General features: G+C 71.4%; 7 protein-coding genes and 4 pseudogenes. 1 reads left to right on the top strand and 10 read right to left on the bottom strand.

Annotation, left to right across the window (positions count from 1 at the left end; genetic code table 11):
* Window positions 1-5: 5 nt before the first annotated feature.
* From AB0H32_RS45095 to AB0H32_RS45080, 4 genes and pseudogenes are all read right to left on the bottom strand, one after another.
* A pseudogene (locus AB0H32_RS45095) lies at window positions 6-1,100 on the bottom strand (glycosyltransferase family 87 protein); the annotation flags it as partial.
* A 143-nt stretch (window positions 1,101-1,243) separates the two neighbouring features.
* On the bottom strand, window positions 1,244-2,005 hold the full coding sequence (locus AB0H32_RS45090; RefSeq protein WP_361134489.1) for a methyltransferase domain-containing protein: 762 nt from the start codon (window positions 2,003-2,005) through the stop codon (window positions 1,244-1,246).
* Between the two features lie 166 nt (window positions 2,006-2,171).
* Window positions 2,172-2,750: pseudogene (locus AB0H32_RS45085) on the bottom strand (DUF2064 domain-containing protein); the annotation flags it as partial.
* Window positions 2,747-2,938 (bottom strand): annotated as a pseudogene (locus tag AB0H32_RS45080) (glycosyltransferase); the annotation flags it as partial. The pseudogenes AB0H32_RS45080 and AB0H32_RS45085, both read right to left, overlap by 4 nt.
* Window positions 2,939-2,942: 4 nt before the next feature.
* Here AB0H32_RS45080 and AB0H32_RS45075 point away from each other — a divergent pair.
* A pseudogene (locus AB0H32_RS45075) lies at window positions 2,943-3,044 on the top strand (response regulator); the annotation flags it as partial.
* Between the two features lie 77 nt (window positions 3,045-3,121).
* On the opposite strand, the gene AB0H32_RS45070 reads toward AB0H32_RS45075, so the two are convergent.
* From AB0H32_RS45070 to AB0H32_RS45045, 6 genes are all read right to left on the bottom strand, one after another.
* Window positions 3,122-3,715, bottom strand: coding sequence for a hypothetical protein (locus AB0H32_RS45070; protein ID WP_361134486.1), 594 nt, complete (start codon window positions 3,713-3,715; stop codon window positions 3,122-3,124).
* Window positions 3,716-3,792: 77 nt separating this feature from the next.
* Entirely contained in the window at window positions 3,793-4,203 is a 411-nt protein-coding gene (locus tag AB0H32_RS45065; protein WP_361134484.1) for a hypothetical protein, read from the bottom strand.
* Window positions 4,200-5,336, bottom strand: a complete 1,137-nt coding sequence (locus tag AB0H32_RS45060) for a molybdopterin-dependent oxidoreductase (protein ID WP_361134481.1) — start codon at window positions 5,334-5,336, stop codon at window positions 4,200-4,202. Before AB0H32_RS45060 ends, AB0H32_RS45065 begins: the two co-directional genes overlap by 4 nt.
* 599 nt (window positions 5,337-5,935) lie before the next feature.
* Window positions 5,936-6,472 carry a MarR family transcriptional regulator gene (locus AB0H32_RS45055; RefSeq protein WP_361134478.1) on the bottom strand — a complete coding sequence of 179 codons (537 nt, stop codon included), beginning with the start codon at window positions 6,470-6,472 and terminating at the stop codon, window positions 5,936-5,938.
* A gap of 228 nt (window positions 6,473-6,700) precedes the next feature.
* The gene (locus AB0H32_RS45050) at window positions 6,701-7,423 is read right to left on the bottom strand and encodes a class I SAM-dependent methyltransferase (protein ID WP_361134475.1); all 723 of its coding nucleotides are present in this window, start codon (window positions 7,421-7,423) and stop codon (window positions 6,701-6,703) included.
* Window positions 7,420-7,796: hypothetical protein (locus tag AB0H32_RS45045; protein ID WP_361134472.1), on the bottom strand; the 377-nt coding region annotated here is incomplete at its 5' end. The genes AB0H32_RS45045 and AB0H32_RS45050, both read right to left, overlap by 4 nt.

Raw genomic sequence — 7,796 nt, 5'->3', positions numbered from 1 at the left:
GACTACCAGGGGTAGTTGGGTGAGAACAGCAGCAGGGCCGTGCCCGTCAGAAGGAGGGCACCGCTCCAGGGGCGTGTCGGGTCGCCGCGCCACCATACGAACAGGGCCGTCAGCGCGAGCAGGACGACAGCGGCGATTCCGGCGGCCGAGTCCGGCAGGATCAGCCGTAGCAAGGCGAAGCGGCGTACGTTGCCGGGTTCGTAGCCCTCTTCGTTCAGGTATCCGGGGAGATAGCCGAGGACGCTGGTGCCGGAGGCCAGGACGTAGGGCAGGTAGGCGAGCGCGACCGCGCCGAGGGCAGCCGCCGTCACGCGCCCGATGCGTCGCGCGCTGCGCTGTCCGGACGGGGCGCCGGGCAGCGCCAGCACGGGCAGCAGTTTGACCGCGATGGCCGCGCCGAGCAGGGCGCCGCGACGCGCCCCGGCGGTGGCGGTGCCGAGTGCCAGCACGGTGAGCAGGACGCCGAGGGTGTCGATGTGGGCGTTGTTGACAGCCTCGAAGGGGACGGCCGGGCACCAGCCCCACAGTGCGGCCCGGGCAGGGGCCCGTTGCGGGTCGCCACGTCGTCGCAGGACGGCGAGCAGGGCGACGGTGGTGCCGAACGCCAGTACCGCGCCGCCCACTTGGAGTGGCTTGTGACGAGTACCTGGTGGCGAGAGGGTGTGGACGGCGAAGAACCAGCCCTCCGCGACGGGCGGGTAGATCGTCGGCACGGCGGGCCGGTTGATGCGGACGCACGAGCCGCTGTCGGTGCGCCTCAGTCCCCAGCCGTCGCAGGCTGCACGGGTGGGAAAGAGCCACTCGTCCCGCAGACGGTCGAGTTGGGGGGCGGCCGGCGGGTGGGCGTAGGGGGAGATACCGGCCGCCTGCACACGGCCGTCCCAGGCGTAGCGGTACATGTCGTCGCTGGTGCGGGGCGGTGCCGCCAGGCCGGAAAGTCCGACGGCGGCCGAGCCCGCGAGCACCAGATAGGTCGCGGCGTGCGCGGGGACCTTGCGCACGGCCCGGACCCCGGCGCCGAACAGCGCCCAGGCGATGGCGTATCCCACGAGCAGGCGGCCCGGGTCGCTCTGGTTGTCGCCGGCGTGGAGGGTGCCGATGACAACTGCGCTGAGTGCGACGAGCACCGCCACCGTCAGGGTGGTACGCGTACGGCCGGCGTGGCGGTTCACCGGCTCTGCGGGGTGGCCGGGCAACGGCTGAGCGGGCCGGGGAGCCGACCAACGCGTTAGGGCGCTGTCGGTCATGAGTGGTGGGGCCTTTCGGTGATCGGGGGCTGCGCGTCGGGGTGATTCGCGCGCCGGCGGCGTAGTTCCACGAACGGGCGTCCCTCGGCCGTCCACCCGCCGGTCAGGATCCAGCCGACGGAGTCTGCGGCGTACAGGAGCGCGGTGGTGCCGAGCCTGGCCCAGGGGAAAGGCCGCCCGTGGTGGCCGTGGGCGTCCTCGACGCGCACGGTGAGACGCTGGTCCACGTCCTGCGGGGCGGCTTCGGCCAGCAGGACCCCGCCGGGGGCGATGAGTTCGCCCATGCGGCGGAGCAGGGCGACGGGATCGCCGCCGATGCCGATGTTGCCGTCCATCAGCAGCACGGTGCCCCAGCGGCCTTCGCCCGGGAGGCGGTCGAAGGCAGACCGCTGGATGGCGGCGCCACCACTGCGCCGGGTGCGCTTCACGGCGTCCCGGCTGAGGTCCACGCCCAATGCCGGTACGCCACGGGCGGCCAGTGCGGCCACCATGCGTCCTGGTCCGCAACCCACGTCCAGGACGGAGCCCGTGCATCGGCGCAGTACGCTCGTGTCCGCCGCGCCGGGAGATGCGCACCAGCGCTCCACGTCCAGCGGCAGCACGAGCTCATCGCCGAAGCCGGCGGGGCGATCGGGGTGTGACAGACGGCGCAGGAACAGCGGGCCGCGTCCGGTGTGCAGAGCGTGGGCATAGGGATCGTCGACCCACGGGGTGCCCGGTTCCACGGGCACGGTGGGACGGACGGGGAACGTCGGCATACGATTCCTGGCCATGACTACCGTCGGGCTCTCCGCCTGGGGCTCCGCCATGGCCGGTTCCGGCCACCCGGCCACGGCGGCATCGATGCCGACCGCCGTCCCGCTCATCGGACCACCTCTGCCATTGAGTTGAGGACGGCGGCGAAGCGGGAACCCCTGCACAGCGGGCGGCGACCGCGGCGGCATCGGCTGCGGTGTCCACGTCGCGCAGTACCGGCAGGTCGGTCACGGCCAGCCCTGCCTCGGCCACGCGGATGCGCTGGATCGCACCCGTACGGCCCGTCGACATCGGCACCCCACGAACCAGGGCACCGGCCCGGGCGGGATCGGCGAGGCCCAGCGCCCAGAAGCCGCCGTCAGCGGCCGGACCGAACCAGGCATCGTGGCTGTCCCGGCCGACGTCGGCGATCATGTCAGCGGTCAGTTGCGGGGTGTCCATCCCGACCAGGAGCGTCGGGCCTTCACCGTGGGCGAAGGCGGCGACGATCCGCTCGTCCAGGTCGCCGGGGCTCTGGGGTACGACCTCGTAGCCGGGAGGCAACCAGGCGCCAGGGGTGCCCTCGAGAGCGAGGACGCGACGGCGTGCGGGGGCTCGAAGCAGGGTGTGGAGCGTGTCGGTAAGGGCGGCCTCGGCCAGGGCGGCCGCTTCCTGAGGTGTATACGGTGGGGTGAGCCGGGTCTTGACGCGGCCGGGCACGGGTTCCTTGGCGATCACCAAGAGGGTCACCGGAGGCAGGGTGTTCATCGTCCGCCTCCCCGCACGCCGGCGACGGTGGTCGCGGTGGCCGACGCCTCGGCGAGCACGGCACGCATGTCGTGTACCGCGTGCCAGGTGCCTCGCCAGGTGCCGGTGACCTTGGAGCGGCCGGTGCGCGGGTGGTAGGGCACCTCCGTCTCACGCACCCGCCAGCCGGCGTCGGCACCGCGCACCACCGGGGCCACCGCACAGCCGCCGGAACTGGTGGTGCTGGACCTGATGCTGCCCGGCATGGACGGGTTGGAGGTCTGCCGCCGTATCCGCGAGACCGGTCCGCTGCCCGCACCTCCGGTAACCAGGATCTACATGCTCCGACGCTGAGCCTGACTGCGCGCCTGTGATGCCGGGACGGGAATCCGTCAGGGGTTCGTAAGCCCTCCGGACCGCTGGGACGCTGCCACGCTCAGCAGGCCGAAGCCCACGGCGAACGCGAGCATGGTGAACACGCCGCGGGGCCAGAAGATGTGACTGTCGAGGAACGACCAGCACGCCCCCAGCACCACCACGGCCCCGGGCAGCACCCGGACGCCGTGGCGCCGCAGCAGTACCGCGCCCGCGGCGAGAGCGGCGACCGTCAGCGCGTACACCCCTGCCCGGCCCAACTCGTCGCCGGTCGAGAACAGCCACCCCACCGCCCCATGCACCCCATGGCCCGCCACCGTCCCGGCAGAGATGCCGGCCACCGCGTCCAGCCCTGAGTAGTAGGCCGCGTAACCAAGACACCCGGCCCAGGCCACCACGGTGAGTGCCCCGTCGAGGTCACGCCGCGGTCTGCCCCACAGCGGCACCAGCAGGCCGAGCGCCAGCAGAGGGAAGGCGGGAAGCAGGGCGACATGCAGCGCCGCCCAATGAGCGGCCGTCGCCGCCGTGAGATGCCGCGGGTGGACCAGGCCCGCCACAGCCAGAAGCAGGGGCGGAGCCGTTACGAGGGCCACCGTACGAAGAGTTCGCATGACGCCACCGTAGGAATGCCCTGGGCCGGGCGTGGCCCGTGCCGTGGGATGCGTAAGACACCCGTAAGACACCGTCGTTACGAAGGTGGACGCCGTCGGCTGCGACGGACCTCCTTCGCCACCACCAGCAGGGCCGTGACCGTGGCCACGCCCACCAGGGTCAGCAGCCAGTTGCGCGGGTAGTCGAGCGGCAGCACTGTCGAGTTGGCCCGCGGCCCCGGCCGCAGCAGCAACGGCAGCGCCACCGCGGTCAGGGCGCCCGCCACGAGCAGCGCCCCCCGGATCGGCCCCCGCACCCCACCACGGACCAGCACCAGCCCGACGAGCAGCACCAACGGCGCGATCAGCGCGTCGTGCAACACGACCGCCCCGCCGAACCACTCCAGCACACCCATCAGGTCCTGCACGTCCAGCAGCAGGGACGCGCCGACACCCATCAGCGCCAGCCCGGCGGCGCCGACCAGCAGTCGCACCATCGTGCCCCTCATGACAGCACCTCCAGTCGGCCGACCCACTTGGTCTGCAACACGCCCGGACGGTTCGGGGCGATCAGGCGCACCGGGTAACCGTGGTCGGGCGACAGTTCCTCACCGTTCAGCCGCAGTGCGAGCAGGGTCAGCGGGTCCCGGGCGTGCTCGTGACCCATCTCGGAGACCCGGTAACCACCCCGGGTCTGCAACGACACCACCCGTACCCGTGCATGCACCGGGGCTCCCACCCGCTCCAGCAGGTCCACAACGCGCACGCCCGCCCAGTGCGCCGACTTGCTCCAGCCCTCCACGCAGGCGATCGGCAGCTCGACCTCGTGCTGGGGCAGCGCGCGCAGCTCGTCCAGCGTCAGGGTGTAGGGCCTTGGTCCGTCGATGGTCAGGCGGTAGCGCTCGGCGGGGATCAGGCCGACGCCCGCCGCTGCCGCGGTCCGGTTGACCGGCAGGCCCTCGGGACCATGGTCAGGGTGGCGGGGTGCGAGGAGGGTGAGGTCCTTCAACGGGGTGAAGGACTGCCCCACTGTGGTCACGGTGACCGCGCCGACCGCCGCTGCCACCGCGGCGAGCAGGGAGCGCCGATCGGGGGCGTCCTCGGCGGGCAGGGACAGCGTGCCCGCCGAGCGACGACTCCAGTGTGCCGCGATCTCGGGTGCCTTGACCGCGATGTGCAGTACCAGCGCTCCTACCAGCAGCCAGGCCACGGCGTAATGCACTTGCACGAAGGGGAAGGTCCACGGATACCACTGGGCGGTGTTCAGCAGGCCGGTCGCCAGCTCGAAGAGGGCCGCCGCGACCAGGACGGCCACCGACACCCGTTCCAAGGCGTGCCGCACCGAACGCACCGGGGGCCACTCGAACAGCCGGGGGTACACCGTCCACAGCTTGGCCAGCAGCAAAGGGATCGCCGCGATACCGGAAGCGACGTGGAGCCCCTGCGTGAACCGGTAGCCCCACACCGGGCGGCTCGGCAGCTCGTTGGCGAGCCATCCCGGCGGGTGCTGCATGAAGTGACTGATCAAGCCGGTGCAGAAGCACACCGCGAACGCCAGGCCGAGCCACCGCCCGATCGAGGTCGCCGTGCGGGCATCGTGCAGTCTGCCCTTGAACACGGGCGGAAAGAAGCGGGATCTCATGCCGTCCATCCCACCCGGAGGAAAGCCGCCATGGAACGTCCGACTGCCTTACGGAACAAGGACGTCTTCCGGCCACAGGGCACGCGCAACATCCGCGGGACTCCACCCATCGCCGTCCTGGCCACTGCGTGCGTCGACGCATTCCCCCGTGTTCGGCATTCAACGCGCACAGGACCGCCGAGAGGATCAACGGGCCGCTTCTTTCGGGACTCATCGACCGGTGATCGCGGCGCGCACCACATTGGGGTGGTGATCGGCTGGCACCGCAGCCCTGCACCGCATCGCCGTCGCTCAAGCCCACCATCCCGGCGCCCGCACCCGCCTCCAGGAGGCGTCGCCCTGCTCGCTCCCAAAACTCCCCTGGCGCCACAGCGGATGCACCGATTCGCATGGACCATGGTGCCGCTCGGCCTCTGGCTGATCCTCTCCCCGGCGGTCGTGACGGCATCTCATGGCGTGTCGCCCGGGATCGTGTGGAGCAACGCGTGTGCGGGCGGCGCCGTGTGTCTGCTTGGCCTGATCGCCGCGAGTCCGGCTCCCGACGCATCGGGGTAGGCACCACGGACCCCGACCATTCCATGACCGGCTGCCGTTCCGTGTCAGGCGTCGTGCGCCATCGCTCCGTCCACGATCCAGCCGAGCGGGTGCGGCTCCGGGTCGTCCGCCGCCGGGGCCAAAGGCTCGCCTCCCGCCTCGTTGAAGGCGTTGAGCGCCTCGACGAGCGCGAGGCGCTCGGTCGGGCGGAGCCGTTCGACGATGCCGGCGATCTCGGCGCGACGCCTGGCGGTGACTTCCTCGACGGTGCGCCGGCCTTCCGCGGTCAGCGTCAGCAGGGTCTCGCGACGGTTGGCGGGATTGGCCTTGCGGTCGGCGAGCCCGGCGGCGATGAGCCGGTCCACCATGCGCATGGCAGTGGAGGGCGCCACCTGGAGCAGCTCGGCGAGCGCAACCAGCTTGGTCTCCCCCCGGGTGGACAGCACGACCAGCATCCGGAACTGCGGGAGGGTCACGCGCTCCTCGACCTCGGCGAGGGACCGGGCGGAGACCGCTACCAGCAGCCGGGACGCGGTCAGGACCGCCCGGGTGACCGCATCAACGTCGTCCATGGTTCCCACGGGGATCTCGCGCTCCGGCATGTGTCCTTTGTACCTTGCCGATGCCACTGCCTTCTCGCTCGATGCGAACAGGTTTTCCTTCCGATGACTGCGGTGGCAGAGCAGCAGCATCGCGGTGTCATCGTGGAGCGCTCGGCGATGTCCTCAGCCGCCCCAGCCTCCTCGCCGGGCCGGCGGGTGGAGGACGTGTGTCGCCAGAATCCGACCGAGGGCGGCGACGTCGCGCAGGGGAACAAGTCAGGATCCGGCTCAGACGACCCATGTCCTGCTGGCGTCGGTCACTGTGGGGCCCGCGTCGGGACGGTTACAGGATGATCCCTGGTGCGCGAGGGTGGCAAAGCATCGGTGCCCGCTCGTCCACTGGTCGGTGACGCTGAGGTCAAGGTTGGCGGCGATCCTGTGGAGCGCTGGTCGTCCGACCCGCGCCCAGGGAAAGAACGGACCACCCTGACCCAGGAGGTTCTCGAATCGGGCGGTGCACAGCTCTTCGACGTCATGGGGGTCGACCTCGACGACGAGGCACCCGGTGGGGGCGACGAGCTCGCCGCAGCGGCGCAGCAGGCCACGGGGGTCGCCTCCGATGCCGATGTTGCCGTCGATGAGCAGAACCGTCTGCCAGCCTCTCTCGGCCGGCAGCTGGTCGAAGACCGATCGGCGCAGTGCGAGTCCGCCCAGGGCCGTGGTGAGTGCGACCGCGCGAGGTGTGATGTCGACCCCGAGGGCGAAGACTCCCCGGCTCAGGAGTGCCCTGCACATGCGGCCCGGGCCGCAGCCGACATCGAGGACGGGACCGTTGCAGCGTTCCAGCACGGTCTTGTCGGCTGCTGTGGGCTGCTCGTGCCAGCGATGGACCGGCATCCGGATCCGGCGCCCGTCGGCCAGCCGTAGGTACACCGGCTCACGGCCGGGGCGCAGGGCCAGCGCGTAGGGATCCTCGTCGGCGTCGTACAGCTCGTCCTCGTCCGTTGTCACGGTGCTGTGCCATGCCCTGCGGTGGGTCGGCTCTCGTCGCCGTGGCCGGCCCGCCTCGCGCGGCGAAGTCTGACCGCGAAGGCCACTGCGGAGGCAGCGAAGAGCACGCCGGTGATCACCAGCCATCGGCCGAGGTAGACGCTGTCGGACAGCCCGGTGTCACCGGGGTAGGGGACCGCCAGACGGAAGACGAGGGGGAACCAGACCAGCAGGAGCAGACCCGAGAGGAAGGCGGGGACGCGCAGATAGTTGATCCACGGCACCGTCGGTCCGTCGGCGGCTCGGTGACGCAGTACGGAGAGGGCCGACAGGTCGGCCAGCGAGTACAGGGGCAGGAGGATGAGGTCGTGGAGGATCGCCGCGCCGACGAACC

Source organism: Streptomyces sp. NPDC020362, from assembly GCF_040642095.1.
Lineage (GTDB): Bacteria > Actinomycetota > Actinomycetes > Streptomycetales > Streptomycetaceae > Streptomyces.
The sequence above is the reverse complement of the archived record's forward strand: the minus strand, read 5'-3'. Positions and strand labels throughout refer to the sequence as shown.